Raw genomic sequence first — 18334 nt, 5'->3', positions numbered from 1 at the left:
AGAGGGATCCATGACGACTGTGTCGCCATCGGTCGACTCGACGATCACCCCGCGCACCGGAGTGCGCAGAGTGGCAGTCGCGAGTTGCATCGGAACGACGATCGAGTTCTACGACTTCTTCATCTACGGAACCGCTGCCGCACTGGTCTTTCCGACGGTGTTCTTCCCGGCGCTCGGTTCCACCGCGGGCACCGTCGCGTCCTTCGCGACGTTCGCGGTGGCGTTCATCGCCCGGCCCGTGGGCGCAATGTTGTTCGGGCACTACGGCGACCGCATCGGACGTAAGAAGACCCTCGTCTCGACGCTGCTGCTGATGGGCATCTCGACGCTCCTCATCGGGTTGCTGCCGGGGGCGGAGACCATCGGGGTCGCGGCGCCGATCATCCTGGTGCTGCTCCGGTTCGGTCAGGGCTTCGCGGTCGGCGGCGAATGGGCCGGCGCGACCCTGCTCACCGCGGAGTACGCCCCACCGGGCAAGCGCGGCTTGTACGCGATGTTCCCCCAACTGGGCCCGGCAATCGCGTTCGTGCTCTCGAGCAGCACGTTCATCCTCACCGGGGCGATCTTCGGCGACACCAACGAGGCGTTCCTCGACTGGGGCTGGCGCGTGCCGTTCGTGTTCTCGATCGTCCTCGTCGGCATCGGGCTGTACATGCGTCTCGCCATCGAGGAGACTCCGGTGTTCCGCGCCCAGCAGGCGTCCGACGACACGTCGGCTCCGCGGACGCTTCCGTTCCTCGACGCATGGCGATTCCAGTCCAAGGAGATCCTGCTCTCGGGCGGCGCCCTCGCGACGCTGTTCGCGCTCTTCTACATGGGCACCGCGTTCCTCACCAGCTACGGCACCAAGACCCTCGGGTTCGGCCGCCCTTTCGTGCTCGCTGTCGGCATCGTCTCGGCCGTCGTCTTCGGCGCGGCGATCGTCGTGTCGGCGCTCTACTCGGACCGGATCGGCCGCCGCCGGGTCATCATGATCTCCTGCGTTCTCGCCGTCGTCTGGGCGCTCGTGCTCTTCCCGCTCCTCGACACCGGCTCGGCCGCCGCGTTCGTGATCGGCATGTGCGTCACGCTCGCGATCTTCGGCATGGCCTACGGACCGTGCGGGGCTCTACTGCCGGAGATGTTCCACACGCGCTACCGCTACACCGGTGCCGGGCTGGGCTACAACCTCGCCGGCGTGCTCGGCGGCGCGATCCCGCCGCTGATCGCGGCGCCGCTGGCCTCGTCCTTCGGCAGCTTCGCGATCGGCCTGATGCTCGCGGTGCTCGGCGTCGTCAGCTTCGTGTGCACCAGGGCGCTGGTCGAGACGAAGGACCGCGCCCTCTGAACGTTCGTTCTCCGAACGTTTGACCGGTCGGGGGTGTTCGAACACTGAACAGTTGTCGGCACCCCCGACCGTCGACTATGTCCTACATCACACTCGAGCGAGTACGTTGGGGGAGCCCGCATTGCCGGGCTTTCCCCGTGGGTGCCGGGAAGGCGCCCGGAGAGGAACGCGATGACCACGACTTCGCTGTCGCAATCGGTGCCGAGCTACGCCTCGGGCACGTGGGATGCGCCCATGCTGGGCGACACCATCGGCGACAACTTCGACCGCACCGTCGCGGCGCACGGCGACCGGGACGCGTTGATCGATCGAGGCTCGGGCCGCCGCTGGACCTATCGTGAGCTCGCCCGCGAGGTCGACGCGCTCGCGACGGGACTGCTCGGCACCGGCATCACGAAGGGCGACCGGGTCGGCATCTGGGCGCCCAACTGCGCCGAGTGGACGATGGTGCAATACGCGACGGCGAAGATCGGTGCGATCCTGGTCAACATCAACCCCGCGTACCGCTCCCACGAGCTGGAGTACGTCCTCGATCAGGCGGGAATCCGGATGCTGATCGCCGCACCGGCGTTCAAGACGTCCGACTACGCGGCGATGATCGAGCAGGTCCGCCCCGAACGTGCCGCCCTGGAGCACGTGCTGCTGCTGGGGTCGGAGCAGTGGGACCGGCTGCTCGACGACGGACGGGCCGCTCTCGAGGCCGACCGCGCAGCCCTGGACCGGGCGCAGGGGGCGCTCTCCGCCGACGATCCCATCAACATCCAGTACACCTCGGGGACAACCGGATTCCCGAAGGGCGCGACGCTCAGTCACCACAACATCCTCAACAACGGCTACTTCGTCGGCGAGCTGTGCGGATACACCGAGCACGACCGGGTGTGCATACCGGTGCCCTTCTATCATTGCTTCGGCATGGTGATGGGCAACCTCGCGTGCACCAGCCACGGAGCGGCGATGGTGATTCCCGGTCCGGCGTTCGAGCCGGCCGCGACTCTGGCGGCGGTGCAGGCGGAGCGGTGCACATCGTTGTACGGGGTGCCCACGATGTTCATCGCCGAACTGGCCGACCCCGACTTCGACAGCTACGACCTGTCGAGCCTGCGCACCGGCATCATGGCCGGATCGCCGTGCCCGGTCGAGGTGATGAAGCAAGTCATCGAGCGCATGGGCATGGCGGAGGTGTCGATCTGCTACGGCATGACCGAGACGTCGCCGGTGTCGCTGCAGACCCGTCGGGACGACTCCATCGATCAGCGGGTGTCCACGGTCGGTCGTGTCGGCCCACACCTCGAGGTCAAGATCGTCGACCCGGCGACGGGACTGACGGTGCCGCGCGGCGAAGCGGGGGAACTGTGTACGCGCGGGTACTCGGTGATGCTGGGTTACTGGAACAACCCGGAGAAGACTTCCGAGGCAATCGATTCCGCCCGCTGGATGCACACCGGTGACATCGGGGTGATGGACTCCGACGGTTACGTCGCGATCACCGGCCGGATCAAGGACATGGTGATCCGGGGCGGCGAGAACGTGTATCCGCGGGAGATCGAGGAGTTCCTCTACACGCATCCCGACATCCTCGACGCCCAGGTGATCGGCGTGCCGGACGCGAAGTACGGTGAGGAACTGATGGTGTGGATCCGGATGCGGGAGGGCGCGCAGCCGCTCGACGTCGACAAGGTTCGCGAGTTCTGCACGGGGCGCCTCGCGCACTACAAGATCCCGCGGTACGTGCACCTCGTCGACGAGTTCCCGATGACGGTGACCGGAAAGATCCGCAAGGTCGAGATGCGGGAGCTGTCGCTCGAACTGATCGATCGCGGCTGATCGGAGGAGTCGGTGGTGCACGGTCTACGGCCGGAGATCGAACTGTCCTGGAAGCGTTCGCAGCTCAGCGGCATCGACCCGGCCAGGGTGCCCGAGCCGACCCTGTTCGATCCGTCGGACTCGTCCGAGCGTCTGTTGCGGGCAGCCCGCCCGGTGCTCGACGAACTCGGGGTCCAGTTGGCGGGGACGGGCTGCGGCGTCCTCCTGGTCGACCGCGACTGCCGTGTGGTGGCGCGCGTGTTCGATTCGGACGCGCTGCGAGGCGCGATGGAGGGTGTCGGTCTGCTGACCGGCGTCGTGCTCAGCGAGGAGAACTACGGCACCAACGCGCTCGGCACACCGCTCGAGGTGCGGCAGGGCGTGGTCGTCCACGGTCACGAGCACTTCCTGGAGTCGTTCCGCCAGTTCAGTTGTTACGGACAACCGATCGTCCATCCGGTGACCCGGCGGATCGAGGGCATCCTCGACATCACCGCCACCGAGAAGACCGCGAACCCGCTCTTCGCGCCGTTCGTCGCCCGCGCGGTCGGCGACATCGAGGCGCGCCTGCTCGAGGGGGCGCGCGAGTCGGATCGTCGCGTCGTCGACGCGTTCCAGCGCGCCGCCCGGCAGCGCGGACTGGCGGTCGCCGCGATGGGGCAGGACATCATGCTCACCAACAAGGCCGCGGTCGAGATGCTCGCGCCGAGTGACCACGCGGCGCTGCGCGCCCTCGCGGCGGACGTCCCGGCCGGGGAATCGCGTCGGCTGCACTTCGCGCTGTCGGCCGGCGGCAGCACGGCGCTGCAGATCGACCGGGTCGCCGGAGCGGACAGCGGTGCCCTCTTCCTGCTCGACGCCGGTCGGACGCGGGCACCGGTGCGCCGCACCGCCGTACCGCAGGACGCGACGTCGCGGCTGCGACGCCGGTTGCACGAATTGCGATCGGGTACGGGCTCGCTCGCGCTCGTAGGCGAACCCGGCAGCGGACGGACGTGGGCGGCCCGGCAGTTCGCTGACGGCGCGGTCGACGTGCTGGACGCCGCGCAGATCGTGGGGCAGGGGGAGCGCGAGTGGTCCGCCGGGCTGCTCGAGGTCGTCGGGCAGGCGCCCTCGCACGTGCTGATCGAGCACGTGCATCTGGCGCCCGACTCGGTGCTCGCGCTCATCGCGTCACTCGTCGCGAATCCGGCAGGACCGCGGATCGTCATGACCAGCGACCCGGTGGACACCGTGCCGCCGGCTGCGCGTGATCTGCTCGCGCGCTGCGGAAATCAGGTGAGCGTTCCCGCGCTCCGGCATCGGATCCGCGAACTCGACGGATTGGTCGCGGCACTCGCGGATCAGCTCGGGCGCGCGGATCTCAGGCTCGGGCCCAGCGCACTGGCCGCGCTGTCCGAGCACGCCTGGCCCGGGAATCTCGTCGAGTTGCGTGCTGTGCTCGCCGGGCTGCCGGACCGACCGGACGGTGGCGTCGTCCGGGTCGAGGATCTGCCGGAGGATTACCGCGCGCCGGGCCGTATCGCGCGGCTCGGTGGGCGCGAGCGGGCCGAGCGTGACGCGATCGTCGAGGCCCTCAGCGAGAGCGGTGGCAACAAGGTGCATGCCGCGGCTCGACTCGGGATCAGTCGAACGACGCTCTACAGCCGTATCCGCGCGCTCGACATCACCGTCTGACCGGGCGATCGGCAGAGCTGTCCAAAGCTTGAACAGTTGACGACCCACCTCCCGAAGCACGATGGCTGTGTTGCACATCACAGACAGAACTGCAGGAGGTTCGGGCATGACAGTCGTTGCCGAGCAGACCCTTTCGCCGCGAGTTCGCGAGTTCCTCGCCGGCACCAAGCAGTTGTACATCGACGGCGAGTTCGTCGACGCTGCGTCGGGGCGGACGTTCGTCACGTACGACCCCGCGACGGGCGAGCGCCTCGCCGACGTCGCACACGGGGAGGCCGAGGACGTCGACCGCGCGGTGCGCGCGGCGCGACGGGCTTTCGAGCCGTGGGCCGCGATGAAGCCCAACGAGCGCGAGCGTCTCATCTGGCGGGTCGGCGACCTGCTCACCGAGCGTGCGGCAGAGTTCGGGCAGCTCGAGGCGCTCGACAACGGCAAGTCCGCCGCCATCGCATCGGCCGTCGACACCGCGTGGGCTGCGGACGTGTTCCGCTACTACGCGGGCTGGGCCACCAAGATCGAGGGCAGCACGGTCAACGTGTCGATGCCGTTCGTTCCGGGCGGCGAGTTCCACGCCTACACCCTCCGCGAACCCGTCGGGGTGTGCGGGCTCATCGTGCCGTGGAACTTCCCGCTGCTGATGGCGTCGTGGAAGCTCGCCCCCGCACTCGCGGCCGGCAACACGGTGATCCTCAAGCCCGCGGAGCAGACCCCGCTCACCGCGCTCATGCTGGCCGAGGTCTTCGAGGAGGCCGGCTTCCCGCCCGGTGTCGTCAACGTCGTCACGGGGTTCGGCGACGCCGGTGCCGCCCTGTCGGCGCACGACGACGTCGACAAGGTGGCATTCACCGGCTCCACCGAGGTGGGCAAGAAGATCGTCGAGGCGGCCAAGGGCAACCTGAAGAAGGTGACTCTCGAGCTCGGTGGCAAGAGTCCCAACATCGTCTTCGCGGACGCCGATTTCGATGCGGCCGTGCAGGGTTCGCTCAACGCGTGGCTGTTCAACCACGGCCAGTGCTGTGTCGCGGGTACGCGACTGTACGTCGAGAACTCCATCTTCGAGCGTTTCACCGAGGCCGTCGCGGAGGCCGCGAGCAACGTCAAGATCGGGCCCGGGCTCGACCCCACCACCGAACTCGGCCCGCTGGTGTCGCAGGAACAGCTCGACCGGGTCACCGGATACCTGCGCGACGGTCTCGCCGACGGCGCCCGCGCCCTGACCGGCGGCAAGCGCTGGGGCGAGACGGGCTACTTCGTCGAGCCCACGGTGCTGGTCGACGTCGAACCCGACTTCAGTGTCGTTCGGGAGGAGATCTTCGGACCCGTCGTCGCGGCCATGCCGTTCGATGCCGACGAGGGGATCGTCACCGCCGCCAACGACTCGATCTACGGACTCGCCGCCGGCATCTGGACCCGGGACATCTCCAAGGCGCATCGCACCGCGCGCCGCCTGAAGGCCGGCTCGGTGTGGATCAACCAGTACAACGGGTTCGACACCGCGATGCCGTTCGGTGGCTACAAGCAGTCCGGCTGGGGCCGTGAGCTCGGCGCCTCCGCCATCGACCTCTACACCCAGACCAAGGCCGTCAACGTCGCGCTCTGACTTCGACACCCCCGACAGAACACTTCGAAGGAGAACCCATGAAGACCAAGGCCGCCGTGCTGCTCGACGCCGGGAAGCCGTTCGAGATCATGGAACTGGACCTGGACGGGCCCGGCCCCGGTGAGGTCCTGATCAAGTACACCGCTGCGGGACTGTGCCATTCGGACCTGCATCTCACCGACGGCGATCTGCCGCCGCGCTATCCCATCGTCGGCGGGCACGAGGGTTCCGGCATCATCGAGGAGGTCGGTCCGGGCGTCACCAAGGTCAAGCCCGGTGACCACGTGGTGTGCAGCTTCATTCCCAACTGCGGCACGTGTCGCTACTGTGCCACCGGGCGGCAGAACCTGTGCGACATGGGAGCCACGATCCTCGAGGGCTCGATGCCCGACGGCACGTTCCGATTCCGCTCCGGCGGTAAGGAGTTCGGTGCGATGTGCATGCTCGGCACGTTCTCCGAGCGGGCGACCATCTCGCAGCACTCGGTCGTCAAGGTCGACGAGTGGCTGCCGCTCGAGACCGCCGTTCTCGTCGGCTGCGGTGTGCCCTCGGGGTGGGGGACGGCGGTGTACGCGGGCGGCGTCCGCGCCGGCGACATCGTCGTCATCTACGGCATCGGTGGTCTCGGTATCAACGCCGTCCAGGGTGCGGTGCAGGCCGGCGCCCGATACGTGGTGGTTGTCGATCCGCTCGAGTTCAAGCGGGAGACCGCGCTGAAGTTCGGGGCGACGCACGCCTTCGCGTCAGCGGAGGAGGCCGCGGTGAAGGTGAACGAACTCAGCTGGGGCCAGGGAGCCGATCAGGCACTGATCCTGGTGGGCACGGTGGACGAGGAGGTGGTGGCGGCGGCGACCGCAGTCATCGGCAAGGGCGGCACCGTGGTCATCACCGGCCTCGCCGATCCGACCAAGCTGACCGTGCACGTCTCGGGTGCCGACCTGACCCTCAACGAGAAGACCATCAAGGGGACGCTGTTCGGCTCGGCCAATCCGCAGTACGACATCGTCCGCCTGTTGCGGATGTACGACCAGGGTGAGCTCAAACTCGACGAACTGGTCACGACGCGCTACTCGCTCGAGGACGTCAATCAGGGCTACGAGGACCTGCGCAACGGCAAGAACATCCGCGGCGTCATCATCCACGAGTCGTGATGGACTCGCTCGCACAACGATCTCGGTGATCTTCCGCCCTGGTTCGTCGGAGAAAGTACCGTCGAGCCAGGGCGGGAGTGTGTTCCGCGCATGACGGGGGCGTAGGAAAGGAGCCTGTCATGGGCGAGATCATCGGCACGATCATCTTCGGCGCGGTCATCGGCGTCCTCGCGCGCTTGGTGGTCCCGGGCAAGCAGGCGATGGGCTGGATCATCACGATCGTGATCGGCATCGTCGGCGCGCTGATCGGCTACTGGATCTGGGGACTGATCAGCGACAAGGGAGACACGCCCGGCATCGACTGGTGGCGGTGGATCATCAGCATCGCGGTCGCGGCGGTCCTCACGCTCGCGTACACGTCGGTCACGGCCAAGCGGAGCTGACGGACTCAGCGGGTCTCGGCGGCGAGCGCCGCCAACGTCATTCGGCGCAGCACCGAGCGGGTCAGATCCCCGTCCGCCGCATCGGCGGTCGGGGACACGGCGCTGTAGGGAGTCGAGTTGATCAGGCCGAACGCCGCGTGGGCGGCGATGCGCGCCTGCGTGCTGTCGAGACCCGGATCCATCTTCCGCAGTACCCCCACCCACAACTCCACGTACCGACGCTGCGTCTGACGCACCCGGTGGCGGGCTTCGTCGGGCAGCGAATGCAGGTCGCGGTCCTGTACCCGGATCAGGTCGGGCTCACCCAACGCGAAGTCGAGGTGGAAGTCCACCAGTTCCGCGAGGGCCCGGTGGGGGTCGGGCACCCGCTCGACGACATCTGTTCCACCCGCGAGCAGCCGCTCGCTGATGTCGGTGAGCAGTTCGACGAGCAGCGCGTCCTTGTTGGGAAAGTGTCGGTACACGGCGGGTCCGCTGATTCCCACCGCGGACCCGAGGTCTTCGAGGCGCACACCGGGGAAGCCGCGTTCGGCGATCAGCCGTGCCGCGGCACGCAGGAGCTCGCGGCGTCGGTCGGCCTTGGCGCGGCTGCGCCGGCCGGGGACGACACCCGCTTCACGATCGACGTCGGTCATCGGTCACATATTTCCGTTCGTGTGATCTGGACAACTCAGTTAATCACGGATAACCTAAATTCAGTTAGTCGGGATTAACCGAATCTCATCGTATTCATCAACTGCGAGGACGGTGACGTGACAACCGCTCGAACCGCTTCCATCAGCTCCCATCGGGAGCAACACCTCGCCCTCGTGTCCGAGTTGCGCGGCAGGCTGGCCGCGGCGGCGCTCGGCGGCAGCGAGAAGTCCCGGGAGCGCCACGTCGCTCGCGGCAAGCTGCTGCCCCGCGATCGCGTCGACGCCCTGCTCGACCCGGGTAGCCCGTTCCTCGAACTGGCCCCGCTCGCCGCGAACGGCATGTACGACGACGAGTGCCCCGGTGCCGGCGTGATCGGCGGAATCGGCCGAGTCTCCGGCCGGGAGTGCGTGATCGTCGCCAACGATGCCACCGTCAAGGGCGGCGCCTACTACCCGATGACGGTGAAGAAGCACCTGCGGGCGCAGGAGATCGCGCTGCAGAACAATCTGCCGTGCATCTACCTCGTCGACTCCGGCGGCGCGTTCCTGCCGATGCAGGACGAGGTGTTCCCCGATCGCGAGCACTTCGGGCGCATCTTCTACAACCAGGCGACCATGAGCGCCAAGGGGATTCCTCAGATCGCCGCGGTCCTCGGCTCGTGCACCGCGGGCGGTGCGTACGTCCCGGCGATGAGTGACGAGGCCGTGATCGTGCGCAATCAGGGCACGATCTTCCTCGGCGGTCCGCCGCTGGTGAAGGCGGCGACCGGCGAGGTGGTCACGGCCGAGGAACTCGGTGGCGGCGACCTGCACTCCAAGGTCTCGGGCGTCACCGACCACCTCGCCGAGGACGATCGTGATGCCCTGCGCATCGTCCGGAACATCGTCGCGACCCTCGGTCCGCGCGCGCCCCGGCCGTGGGACGTGGCCGAGCCGGTTGCGCCCGTTGCGGACCAGGACGAGTTGTACGACGTGGTCCCCACGGACCCGCGCATGCCGTACGACGTGCGCGAGGTCATCACCCGCCTCGTGGACGGCGACGGCGACGGGGCGCCGCGGTTCCAGGAGTTCAAGGCCGAGTACGGCAAGACCCTGGTCACCGGGTTCGCCCGCATCCACGGCCACCCGGTCGGCATCGTCGCGAACAACGGCGTGCTGTTCGCCGAGTCGGCGATGAAGGGTGCCCACTTCATCGAACTGTGCGACAAGCGCAGCATCCCGCTGCTGTTCCTGCAGAACATCACGGGCTTCATGGTCGGCCGCGAGTACGAGGCCGGCGGCATCGCCAAGCACGGCGCCAAGATGGTCACCGCCGTCGCCTGCGCCCGGGTGCCGAAACTGACCGTGGTGATCGGCGGCTCGTACGGTGCGGGTAACTACTCGATGTGTGGCCGCGCCTACTCGCCGCGATTCCTGTGGATGTGGCCGAACGCCCGCATCTCCGTCATGGGCGGTGAGCAGGCCGCGTCCGTTCTCGGCGCCGTCGGGTCCGGGAAGGATCCCGACGCGATTCGTGCCCAGTACGAGGCGCAGGGCAACCCCTACTACTCGACCGCCCGGCTGTGGGACGACGGCGTGATCGATCCTGCCGATACCAGAACCGTTGTCGGCCTGGCGTTGTCGGCGTGTGCGAACGCGCCGCTCGAGCCGGTCTCCTACGGCGTCTTCCGGATGTGAGGGCACATATGACTACACAGTTCCAGACGATCCTCGTCGCCAACCGCGGCGAGATCGCGGTCCGGGTGATCCGCACTCTCCGGCAGATGGGGATCCGCTCGGTCGCCGTCTACAGCGAGGCCGACGCCGGCGCCCGGCATGTCCGCGAGGCCGACACCGCCGTACTGATCGGGCCGGCGGCGGCCCGTGAGAGCTACCTCGACATCGACCGGGTGCTCGATGCGGCGAAGCGCACCGGCGCGCAGGCGATCCATCCCGGGTACGGGTTCCTCTCCGAGAACACGGCGTTCGCCGCGGCTTGTGCTGCGGCCGGTATCGCCTTCCTCGGCCCGTCCGCGCGGGCCATCGAGGTGATGGGGGACAAGATCACCGCGAAGAACGCGGTGGCCGCGTTCGACGTCCCGGTGGTGCCGGGCATCGCGAGGCCGGGACTGTCCGATGCCGAACTGATCGCGGCCGCCGACGACATCGGCTACCCGGTGCTCGTCAAGCCGTCCGCGGGAGGCGGCGGCAAGGGCATGCGGTTGGTCGAGGATGCCGCGGATCTGCCCGGTGCGCTGGTGAGCGCACGCCGTGAGGCGGCCTCGGCTTTCGGGGACGACACGCTGTTCCTGGAGCGGTTCGTGTTGCGGCCCCGGCACATCGAGGTGCAGATCCTCGCCGACGGCCACGGCAACGTCGTGCATCTCGGCGAGCGCGAGTGCAGCCTGCAACGCCGGCACCAGAAGGTGATCGAGGAGGCGCCGTCGCCGCTGCTCGACGCCGCGACCCGGGCACGGATCGGCGCCGCGGCGTGCGACACCGCCCGCAGCGTCGACTACACGGGCGCCGGAACCGTGGAGTTCATCGTGTCCGCCGACCGGCCCGACGAGTTCTTCTTCATGGAGATGAACACCCGCCTGCAGGTGGAACACCCGGTGACGGAGATGGTGACCGGACTCGACCTCGTCGAGTGGCAGGTTCGGATCGCCGCCGGGGAGCCGCTGGGATTCACTCAGGACGACGTCACACTCACCGGACACGCGATCGAGGCACGCGTGTACGCCGAGGATCCGTCTCGTGGCTTCCTGCCGACCGGCGGCACGGTCCTCGGTCTCGCGGAGGCGACCGGTGCCGGCGTGCGTGTCGACTCGGGGCTGCAGGACGGGACCGTCGTCGGCAGCGACTACGACCCGATGCTGGCGAAGGTGATCGCGCACGGCGACGATCGGGCCGAGGCGTTGCGACGGCTCGACCGGGCGCTCGCCGACACCTCGGTGCTGGGCGTGGTCACCAACATCGCCTTCGCGAGGTTCCTGCTCGCCGACGACGACGTCCGCGCCGGACGTCTCGACACCGGTCTGCTCGATCGCCGGGTCGCCGACTTCCACACCCCGCCGGTCGACGACGACGTCCTCGTTGCCGCGGCCGCCTACCACTGGCTCGCACTCTGGGCCCGGGACACCTCGAATCCGTGGGACGTCCCGAGCGGGTGGCGGGTCGGCGGGACTCGTCCGGTCTCGCTGCGCCTGCGCGCCGGCGACCGTACCGAGCACGTACTGGTCGCCGGCACTCCCGCCGACGGCCTCGTGCGCGTCGAGGGCGGCGAGAAGCGCACGCTCACAGCACGACTCGACGACGGCGTCCTCACCGTCGTGCTCGACGGGCGTAGCGATCGCTATCGCGTCGCGGAGGACGCCGACACCCTGTGGCTCGCCGGCGCCACCGGCACGTGGACCGTCTCGCAACTGCGCGAGGCGAATGTCCGCGGCGGTGACGCCCACGCCGGCGACGCCGAACTGACCAGCCCGATGCCCGGCACCGTCATCGCGGTGTCCGCGGCGTCCGGTGACACCGTCGACGCCGGGACCGCCGTGGTGGTCGTCGAGGCGATGAAGATGGAACACACCCTGTCCGCGCCGATCGGCGGCGTCGTCGAGGTTCTCGTCGCCGTCGGCGATCAGGTCAAGGTCGATCAACCCCTCGCGCGGGTCAGTCCCGCCACCGAATCACAGCCCTCACCCGAACTCGCAACGGAGGATGCCGCGTCATGACCGAATATCTGTCCACCGGATCGCTGCCCGACGAGTACCAGCAGCTTGCCAAGACCGTTCGGGACTTCGCGCAGAACGTCGTCGCTCCGGTGTCCGCGGAACACGATGCGAACCACACGTTCCCGTATGCGGTGGTCGACGGGATGGCCGACATGGGCCTGTTCGGTCTGCCGTTCCCCGAGGAGTACGGCGGCATGGGCGGCGACTACTTCGCGCTGTGCCTCGCGCTCGAGGAACTCGGCAAGGTCGACCAGTCCGTCGCGATCACCCTCGAGGCCGGTGTCTCGCTGGGTGCGATGCCGGTGTACCGCTTCGGCAACGAGGAACAGAAGCAGGAGTGGCTGCCGCAGCTCACGAGCGGCAAGGCGCTGGCCGCGTTCGGTCTCACCGAGCCCGGCGCCGGCAGCGACGCCGGCGGCACCCGCACCAAGGCCGAACTCGTCGACGGCGAGTGGGTGATCAACGGCAACAAGCAGTTCATCACCAACTCCGGCACCGACATCACCAAGCTCGTCACCGTCACCGCGGTCACCGGAACCAAGGAGAACGGCCGCAAGGAGATCTCGACCATTCTGGTCCCGACCTCCACACCCGGCTTCACCGCCGAACCGGCGTACGACAAGGTCGGCTGGAACGCCTCCGACACCCATCCGCTGACGTTCCAGGACGTGCGTGTGCCCGAGGCGAACCTGCTCGGCGAACGCGGCCGCGGCTACGCGAACTTCCTGCGCATCCTCGACGAGGGCCGCATCGCGATCGCAGCTCTGTCGGTGGGCGCCGCGCAGGGCTGCGTCGACGAGTCCGTCCGGTACGCGAAGGAACGCGAGGCGTTCGGGCGTCCGATCGGGGCCAACCAGGCCATCGAATTCAAGATCGCGCGCATGGAGGCGCGGGCCCACACCGCACGGGCCGCGTACTACGACGCGGCCGCACTCATGCTGTCCGGCAAGCCGTTCAAGAAGCAGGCGTCGATCGCGAAACTCGTCGCGAGCGAGGCCGCGATGGACAATGCGCGCGATGCCACCCAGATCTTCGGCGGATACGGTTTCATGAACGAGTACCCGGTGGCCCGGCACTACCGCGACAGCAAGATCCTCGAGATCGGGGAGGGCACCACCGAGGTCCAGTTGATGCTGATCGCACGGGAACTGGGGGTCTGACCAGTGACGGCACGAAAGATCGTCCAGCGCGGGCTGTGGTTCGAGGAATTCGAGACCGGGGTCGTGTACGCCCACCGGCCCGGTCGCACCATCACCGAGGCGGACAACGTCCTGTTCACGACGCTCACCATGAACACGCAGGCGCTGCACCTCGACGCCGCGTTCGCCGCCGAGACGCAGTTCGGTGAGCGGCTGGTCAATTCGATGTTCACGCTCTCGACGCTGGTCGGTCTGTCGGTGGCCCAGTTGACACAGGGCACCATCGTCGCGAACCTCGGATTCTCCGAGATCGCGTTCCCCAAGCCGCTGTTCCACGGCGACACGCTGTACGCCGAGACCGTCGTGACCGACCTGCGCGAATCCCGCAGCCGGCCGGGGGAGGGCATCGTCACGCTCGAGCACACCGGCCGCAATCAGCACGGTGACGTCGTGGCGACCGCCGTTCGCAAGACCCTCGTCAGGAAGAGGCCGGCATGAGTGAACCGTCGAACGGCGAGAGCATCTGGGCGGGAACGATTCCCGGGTCTGCGTGGCTGTTCTGTCCCGCCGACCGCCCGGAACGCTTCGCGAAGGCGGCCGCCGCGGCCGACGTGGTGATCCTCGACCTCGAGGACGGCGTCGCACCCGCCGACAAGGAGGCCGCGCGTCGCGCACTCGTCGACGTCCCGCTCGACCCCGACCGGACCGTCGTCCGCGTCAACGCGCACGGTACCGACGACCACGCACTCGACTGCGCCGCACTGGACCGCACGCCGTACACCGCGGTGATGCTGCCCAAGTGCGAGTCCGTCGACCAGGTGCTCGACCTCGCGCCGCTGTCGGTGATCGCTCTCGTCGAATCGCCGCTCGGGGCGCTCGCGATCGAAGGGGCGGTGCAGGCCGAGAACGCCGTCGGCGTGATGTGGGGAGCCGAGGACCTCGTCGCGGCCCTCGGCGGCACGTCCAGCCGGAAGCCGGACGCCTCCTATCGGGACGTGGCCCGGCACGTCCGGTCGACCGCCCTGCTCGCGGCGAAGGCACACGGCAGGTTCGCGCTCGACTCGGTGTTCCTCGACATCGGCGACCTCGACGGGCTCGGCGCCGAGTGCGAGGACGCCGTCGCGGTCGGATTCGATGCGAAGGTGGCGATCCACCCGAGCCAGATCGACGTCATCCGCACCGCCTACACGCCGACCGCGAAGCAATTGGGCTGGGCGGAGCGGGTTCTCGCGGCAGCGACGAGGGAACGCGGGGTGTTCACCCTCGACGGGCAGATGGTCGACGGTCCGGTGCTACGGCACGCGGAGGAGATCGTGCGCCGCTCGGGCATCGCCCGGACAGGGGAGAGGTGACCTGTGACCAGTGAAGGAACCGTCGGTACCCGGCCGCAGTGGGTGCCGACCGACGAGGACGTCACCCGCGCCCGCATCACCGACTTCGCGCGCCGGGTCGAACGCCGCACGGGGCGGACGTTCCCGGACTACCGGGCGCTGTGGCAGTGGTCGGTGGACGACGTGGGCGCGTTCTGGCAGTCGGTGTGGGAGTACTTCGAGGTCGGCTCGGTGTCGGATCCCGGGCCGGCTCTGGCCGTCGACGCGATGCCCGGGGCCGTCTGGTTCCCGCAGGCCCGGCTCAACTACGTCGACCACGTGATGCGCAACGCCCGAACCGACCGGCCCGCCGTGGTGTACGAGAGCGAGGCCGGCGACCGGGAGACGGTGTCGTGGGCCGAGCTGATGCGGCAGACCGGGGCGCTCGCCGCGACCCTGCGCTCGCTCGGCGTCGGGCCCGGAGACCGTGTCGTCGGCTACCTGCCCAACGTGCCGGAGGCGATCGTCGCGTTCCTCGCGACCGTGAGCATCGGTGCCGTGTGGTCCGCGTGCGGGCAGGACTATTCGGCGCCGGCCGCGCTGGACCGCCTGGGACAGCTCGAACCGACGGTGCTGGTGGCCGCCGACGGCTACCGGTTCGGCGGCAAGGAGCATCCGCGTACCGGCGAGATCGAGCAGTTGCGCGCCGGCATGCCCTCGCTCGCAGCGACCGTCGTGGTCCCGCGACTCGCAGCCGGCGAAGTGCCCGGCGCAATCCGGTGGGAGCAGGCCACTGCGGGCGACGCCGCGCTCGAACCGGTACCGGTGCCGTTCGACCACCCCCTGTGGATCGTCTTCTCGTCCGGCACGACGGGCCTGCCCAAGGGCATCGTGCACGGTCACGGCGGTGTCCTCCTCGAACATCTCAAGGCGATCGCGCTGCAGAGCGACATCGGGCGAGACGACACCTTCTTCTGGTACACGAGTCCGAGCTGGATGATGTGGAACTTCCAGGTGGCCGGACTCCTGGTGGGCGCCACGGTCGTCTGTTACGACGGCAGCCCCGCCTACCCGGCACAGGGCCGGTTGTGGGAGTCGGCGGCCCGGCTCGGCGTCACCGTGGTCGGAACCAGCCCCGGCTACGTCCTGGGCTGTCAGAAGGCCGGGATCGTGCCGGCGGCGGAGTACGACCTGGGCGCGCTCCGGGCGGTGGGGATCACCGGGTCCACGCTGCCGGCGTCCTCGTCGTGGTGGCTGTCCGAGAACGTGGGTGAGCACGTGCCGGTCAGGTCCATCAGCGGCGGTACCGACGTCGTGTCGGCGTTCGTCGGCGGGACCCGCATCACCGCCGTGTGGCCGGGGGAGTTGTCGGCCCCGTACCTCGGCGTCGCTCTCGACGCGTTCGACGAGTCCGGTCGGCCGGTGCGCGACGGCGTGGGCGAACTCGTGATCACCCGCCCGCTCCCGTCGATGCCGGTCCGGTTCTGGAACGACCCGGACGGCGCCCGGTACCGGGCGAGCTACTTCGAGACTTTTCCCGGGGTGTGGCGGCACGGCGACTGGATCTCGATCACCGACCGCGGTGGCGTCGCGATGCACGGGCGCTCGGATTCGACCCTCAATCGCAACGGCATCCGGATGGGCAGCGCCGACATCTATCAGGCCGTCGAACGGCTGCCGGAGGTCGTGGAGGCCCTCGTCATAGGTGCCGAGCGAAGTGACGGCGGCTACTGGATGCCGTTGTTCGTCGTCCTCGCCGACGGATGTGAGCTCGACGACGCGCTGCGCGAGCGGATCCGCACGGAGATCCGGGAGAAGGCGTCGCCGCGGCACGTGCCGGACGAGATCGTCGCTGCTCCGGGCATTCCCCACACCCGCACCGGCAAGAAACTCGAGGTCCCGCTCAAGCGGCTGTTCCAGGGCGGCGACGCGGCCCGCGTCGTCGATCGCAGCGCCGTCGACGATCCCGCACTGCTCGACTGGTTCGCCCGATTCGGATCTCGTTGACGGTGTGAGATTACCCATCGGTAACATCGCTTGCGCTCGTCGTGCGGGGTGACACCGACCGATTGCGCCGTCGGAAGGCGAGGAAACAACTAAAGCCTTGTACTCTTCATCGGTACCGAGTCCGGGCGCGTGCCGGGACGGGAGCCGAGGAGAGGGACAACGTGGCGGTCGGATCGAAGTCGACTGTGGTGCGGGTGCCCAAGGCGGGTGAGCTCGTCGCCGCGAACCTGCGCCGACGGATCATCACCGGCGAGCTCGGCGCGGGTGATCCGTTGCCGAACGAGTCGGTGCTCATGGAGCAGTTCGGGGTCTCTCGTCCCACTCTCCGGGAGGCCTTCCGGATTCTCGAATCGGAGTCGATCATCACGGTGCTCCGGGGAGCACGCGGTGGCGCTCGGGTCATGGCACCGGACGCATCGGTCGCCGCGCGGTACACCGGCCTGTTGCTGCAATACCAGGGGACCCCGCTGGTCGACGTCTATCGCGCCCGCGCCTCGCTCGAGGTGTCCGCGGTGGGGGTCCTGGCGGGTCCGGGGCATACGGAGCAACTCGATCGCCTCGCCGAGTTGATCGACGAGGGTGCCGACCTCGTGGACGACGCCGCGGCGTTCGCGCACCACGACGTGCAGCTGCACCAGAGCCTGGTCGACCTCGCCGGCAACGAGACCCTCGCGGTGCTCGCGGGCATGCTCGTACACATCATCGAGGCGCACAACGCGCTGTTCATCGCGTCGCACGGCGACAATCAGGACAAGCCGGCCGCGCGGGCGGCGCATCGCGCCTACACGAAGCTGCTCGCTCACCTGCGCAGCGGCGACGCGATCGCGGCCCAGGACTTCTGGCGCAAGCACCTGGACGGTATCGAGAAGTACATGGTCGGCGACTCGGCGACGACGCTGGTCGAAGTCCTGTCCTGACGAGAGCCAGGCGCCCGGCGGCCCGCCCGCGTACTGTTCGGTTCGTGAGCAGTCTGCATGACAGTTTGCAGGACCCGGAAGTCCGGCAGTTCCTCAGGCGAGGGACCCGGACCGGCAAGCTCGGCTTTCTCTCCGGAGACGGCCGCCCTCTGGTTGCCCCCGTCTGGTACGTCCTCGAGGGGGAGGATGTGGTGTTCAACACGGGGGCGTCGACGGCCAAGGGGAGATACCTCGCCCGGGATCCTCGCGTGACCCTGTGTGTCGACCTCGAGGAGCCGCCGTATGCGTTCGTGCAGATCCAGGGTGAGGCCGCGATCTCGACCGATCCGGACGACTTGCTGCGGGTCGCGACCGAGATCGCCCGACGCTACATGGGGGAGGAGCGGGCGGAGGAGTTCGGACGCCGCAACGCTGTCCAGGGAGAACTCGTGGTGCGGGTCCGCCCCACCAAGGTGATCGCCGCCCTCGACGTCACCGAATGAATGCTCGGTGAACTGGGCGGAAATGGGTTCTGACGGACCGACCCTGTAGATTGATGCGGGTGTGTTCGACCCAGGTGAATCGGTGACAGACCGCCATAGGTGACCCCTCGGAAAGACAGGGGTTCGGCGAGTCTGCGCGATTGCGATCCACGCGGTCGGCCGTCTCTCCCTGAACTCTGTGACCGGCGTCCGT

General features: G+C 68.6%; 15 protein-coding genes. 14 read left to right on the top strand and 1 reads right to left on the bottom strand.

What is annotated here, in order from left to right; all coding sequences use genetic code 11:
• Positions 1-10 precede the first annotated feature (10 nt).
• The 6 genes from A6I89_RS14010 (at position 11) to A6I89_RS13985 (ending at position 7941) form a co-directional block, all read left to right on the top strand.
• Entirely contained in the window at positions 11-1327 is a 1317-nt protein-coding gene (locus A6I89_RS14010; protein ID WP_013416905.1) for an MFS transporter, read from the top strand.
• 171 nt (positions 1328-1498) lie between these two features.
• Positions 1499-3151 (top strand): AMP-binding protein, encoded by a 1653-nt coding sequence (locus tag A6I89_RS14005; protein ID WP_013416904.1) that lies wholly within the window; start codon positions 1499-1501, stop codon positions 3149-3151.
• A gap of 15 nt (positions 3152-3166) precedes the next feature.
• Positions 3167-4807, top strand: a complete 1641-nt coding sequence (locus A6I89_RS14000) for a sigma-54-dependent Fis family transcriptional regulator (RefSeq protein ID WP_005518332.1) — start codon at positions 3167-3169, stop codon at positions 4805-4807.
• A 106-nt stretch (positions 4808-4913) separates the two neighbouring features.
• Complete coding sequence (locus A6I89_RS13995) at positions 4914-6407, top strand: aldehyde dehydrogenase family protein (protein WP_005518334.1); 1494 nt, start codon at positions 4914-4916, stop codon at positions 6405-6407.
• Positions 6408-6445: 38 nt separating this feature from the next.
• A complete protein-coding gene (locus A6I89_RS13990) occupies positions 6446-7558 on the top strand; it encodes an NDMA-dependent alcohol dehydrogenase (RefSeq protein ID WP_005518335.1) in 1113 nt (370 codons plus the stop codon).
• Positions 7559-7677: 119 nt separating this feature from the next.
• Positions 7678-7941: a GlsB/YeaQ/YmgE family stress response membrane protein gene (locus tag A6I89_RS13985; RefSeq protein ID WP_005518336.1), complete on the top strand. Its 264-nt coding sequence runs from the start codon at positions 7678-7680 to the stop codon at positions 7939-7941.
• A 5-nt stretch (positions 7942-7946) separates the two neighbouring features.
• On the opposite strand, the gene A6I89_RS13980 is transcribed toward A6I89_RS13985, so the two are convergent.
• Positions 7947-8576 carry an SACE_7040 family transcriptional regulator gene (locus A6I89_RS13980; RefSeq protein ID WP_022597382.1) on the bottom strand — a complete coding sequence of 210 codons (630 nt, stop codon included), beginning with the start codon at positions 8574-8576 and terminating at the stop codon, positions 7947-7949.
• Between the two features lie 117 nt (positions 8577-8693).
• Here A6I89_RS13980 and A6I89_RS13975 point away from each other — a divergent pair, with 117 nt between their 5' ends.
• The 8 genes from A6I89_RS13975 (at position 8694) to A6I89_RS13940 (ending at position 18141) form a co-directional block, all read left to right on the top strand.
• Positions 8694-10253, top strand: coding sequence for a carboxyl transferase domain-containing protein (locus tag A6I89_RS13975; RefSeq protein ID WP_022597381.1), 1560 nt, complete (start codon positions 8694-8696; stop codon positions 10251-10253).
• Between the two features lie 8 nt (positions 10254-10261).
• Complete coding sequence (locus A6I89_RS13970; RefSeq protein ID WP_022597379.1) at positions 10262-12286, top strand: acetyl/propionyl/methylcrotonyl-CoA carboxylase subunit alpha; 2025 nt, start codon at positions 10262-10264, stop codon at positions 12284-12286.
• On the top strand, positions 12283-13446 hold the full coding sequence (locus A6I89_RS13965; protein ID WP_022597377.1) for an acyl-CoA dehydrogenase family protein: 1164 nt from the start codon (positions 12283-12285) through the stop codon (positions 13444-13446). The genes A6I89_RS13970 and A6I89_RS13965 overlap by 4 nt, the downstream gene beginning before the upstream one ends.
• Positions 13447-13449: 3 nt before the next feature.
• Positions 13450-13923: a MaoC family dehydratase gene (locus A6I89_RS13960; RefSeq protein WP_005518341.1), complete on the top strand. Its 474-nt coding sequence runs from the start codon at positions 13450-13452 to the stop codon at positions 13921-13923.
• Positions 13920-14777, top strand: coding sequence for an HpcH/HpaI aldolase/citrate lyase family protein (locus A6I89_RS13955; RefSeq protein WP_022597376.1), 858 nt, complete (start codon positions 13920-13922; stop codon positions 14775-14777). The genes A6I89_RS13960 and A6I89_RS13955 overlap by 4 nt, the downstream gene beginning before the upstream one ends.
• 3 nt (positions 14778-14780) lie before the next feature.
• Complete coding sequence (locus tag A6I89_RS13950) at positions 14781-16742, top strand: acetoacetate--CoA ligase (protein WP_022597374.1); 1962 nt, start codon at positions 14781-14783, stop codon at positions 16740-16742.
• Positions 16743-16903: 161 nt separating this feature from the next.
• Positions 16904-17659 carry a FadR/GntR family transcriptional regulator gene (locus A6I89_RS13945; RefSeq protein ID WP_005518344.1) on the top strand — a complete coding sequence of 252 codons (756 nt, stop codon included), beginning with the start codon at positions 16904-16906 and terminating at the stop codon, positions 17657-17659.
• Between the two features lie 65 nt (positions 17660-17724).
• Entirely contained in the window at positions 17725-18141 is a 417-nt protein-coding gene (locus A6I89_RS13940; RefSeq protein WP_044991336.1) for a PPOX class F420-dependent oxidoreductase, read from the top strand.
• Positions 18142-18334 lie beyond the last annotated feature (193 nt).

This window comes from Prescottella equi, assembly GCF_002094305.1.
In the GTDB taxonomy this organism is placed as follows: Bacteria; Actinomycetota; Actinomycetes; order Mycobacteriales; family Mycobacteriaceae; genus Prescottella; species Prescottella equi.
This window is presented reverse-complemented; position numbering and strand designations above follow the sequence as displayed.

What these genes read in the sequence shown, in the direction of transcription:
- A6I89_RS13995 (WP_005518334.1), top strand. Translation starts at nt 4,914, where the DNA reads ATGACAGTCGTTGCCGAGCAGACCCTTTCGCCGCGAGTTCGCGAGTTC.
- A6I89_RS14010 (WP_013416905.1), top strand. Translation starts at nt 11, where the DNA reads ATGACGACTGTGTCGCCATCGGTCGACTCGACGATCACCCCGCGCACC.
- A6I89_RS13990 (WP_005518335.1), top strand. Translation starts at nt 6,446, where the DNA reads ATGAAGACCAAGGCCGCCGTGCTGCTCGACGCCGGGAAGCCGTTCGAG.
- A6I89_RS13980 (WP_022597382.1), bottom strand. Translation starts at nt 8,576, where the DNA reads ATGACCGACGTCGATCGTGAAGCGGGTGTCGTCCCCGGCCGGCGCAGC.
- A6I89_RS13970 (WP_022597379.1), top strand. Translation starts at nt 10,262, where the DNA reads ATGACTACACAGTTCCAGACGATCCTCGTCGCCAACCGCGGCGAGATC.
- A6I89_RS13985 (WP_005518336.1), top strand. Translation starts at nt 7,678, where the DNA reads ATGGGCGAGATCATCGGCACGATCATCTTCGGCGCGGTCATCGGCGTC.
- A6I89_RS13955 (WP_022597376.1), top strand. Translation starts at nt 13,920, where the DNA reads ATGAGTGAACCGTCGAACGGCGAGAGCATCTGGGCGGGAACGATTCCC.
- A6I89_RS14005 (WP_013416904.1), top strand. Translation starts at nt 1,499, where the DNA reads ATGACCACGACTTCGCTGTCGCAATCGGTGCCGAGCTACGCCTCGGGC.
- A6I89_RS13965 (WP_022597377.1), top strand. Translation starts at nt 12,283, where the DNA reads ATGACCGAATATCTGTCCACCGGATCGCTGCCCGACGAGTACCAGCAG.